This is a genomic window from Aeromicrobium sp., assembly GCF_014378035.1.
GTDB lineage: Bacteria > Actinomycetota > Actinomycetes > Propionibacteriales > Nocardioidaceae > Aeromicrobium.
In genome coordinates this window covers 1-1,582 of sequence record NZ_JACMOM010000074.1, presented here as the reverse complement: position 1 = coordinate 1,582, position 1,582 = coordinate 1, and the positions used below count along the sequence as shown (strand labels likewise).

1 protein-coding gene is annotated in these 1,582 nt (G+C 65.0%); it reads left to right on the top strand.

Translation table 11 applies throughout. The annotated features are described in order from the left end of the window. Positions 1-508: 508 nt before the first annotated feature. A partial coding sequence (locus H7290_RS04035; RefSeq protein WP_290512734.1) for a major capsid protein occupies positions 509-1,582 on the top strand: 1,074 nt, incomplete at its 3' end.

Here is a 1,582-nt window from a genome sequence, read left to right as displayed (position 1 = left end):
CTTGCATCTCCCATCCTGACAGGCAATCCGACAGCACCAACACCAGCGGCGGGCGACAACGACACATCGGTGTCAACCACAGCATTCGTCCAGTCGGCTCTCACGGTCGCTCAGACAAACGCTTATCAGGTCCGTCTGGTCCCCACCGGCTCAGGTCCTACAACGGCGGCAGGCTTTGTCACTTTGGCGTGGGCACTGCCATTCAACCCCCGAGCCGTCGTCGTCACCCCAAACAACTCGTCGCTGACAGCGGCCTGCGACTACGGGAACTCGTCGGCCACAAGTCTGCGCATCTATTTCCGATCGTTGACTTCCGCCGGAGCCCCTCCGATCACCAACACGGACCCCGGTGCCTACGCTGTTGTGGCTTACGCATAGCCACTTGTTTCGGTTTCTGGAAACCCATGCTATTCTCCTGCACATGAGAAGTGCCAAGGTGCCTTCGACCAGCAACACCCACCCAGTTTCATCCAAAACCCACGCATAAGGTCAGAAGGGAACACCCATCATGGATTTCAGCACTCTTTCCGGTGAGGCGCTGGTCGAGGCTCTCGCACTCGACTTCGCAACTGCCGACAACGACGCTCTCACGGCGGCTCTCGCCTCGCAGCGCAAGGCCGGTGACGCACTGTTCGCGCTCACCACGCCCTCCATCACGCAGGTCAAGGACGCTGTGGCGATCAAGACCTCCGTCAAGGCCATCGAGACCGAGCAGAAGGAGCGCGCCGCAGCGGTCAAGCCCGCTGCTGCTGAGTTCGCCGCCGCTCGCGCCGAGTTCGCAGGCGAGGACGACACCGACGCTGACGCTGACGCCGACGAGGACGAGGCAGACACCGACACCGACGCCGAGGTTCAGGCCGACGCCGAGGTCATCCCCGACGCCGACGCTGTTGACGCCGACGCTGACGCCGAGGGCGATGGCGCTGTCACCACGTCGGCTCGGGACAGCCAGACGATCACCGCTGCTGCCGCTGCCAGCAAGGTTGGCAAGGGCACCAAGCGCCCGGTCCGTCTCGCGGATCGTCCAGTCGTCATCACGGCGTCCGGCGAGAACACTGGTTTCACGATGGGCCAGCCGATGAACGGCCACACCGACGTTGCCAAGGCGTTCCTCAAGAAGGCCGAGAAGTTCCCGACCTTCTCGCGGACGGCGGGCGAGGCACGGCGTCAGGCCAACGGCAATGTCCCCGACATCAAGCCGTTCGATCTCGCCACCTTCGGGCTCAACATCCCCAAGGCGCTCACCGCTGACGGCGGCGGCGGCGGCGAGTACAACGCGGTTCGCTTCGCGCTGGCCGAGCACCACAAGGCCCTGACAGCGTCGCTCAAGGTGTCGCAGTCCGGTGGCACCAACCTCCGCGACGCGATGACCGCCGCTGGCTGGTGCGCCCCTTCGATGCCGGTGTACTCGTACATCGCGGACTACGTCGTCGACGGGATGCTCACGCTCGCACAGGTCGGCGCACCCCGAGGCGGTCTGCTCATGACCACCGGACCGGCGCGCCCCTCGCAGGGCGCAGCGCTCGACGACTTCGGCTTCACTCAGACCGAGGCCGAGGCCGAGGCTGGCGTCGTCAAGACG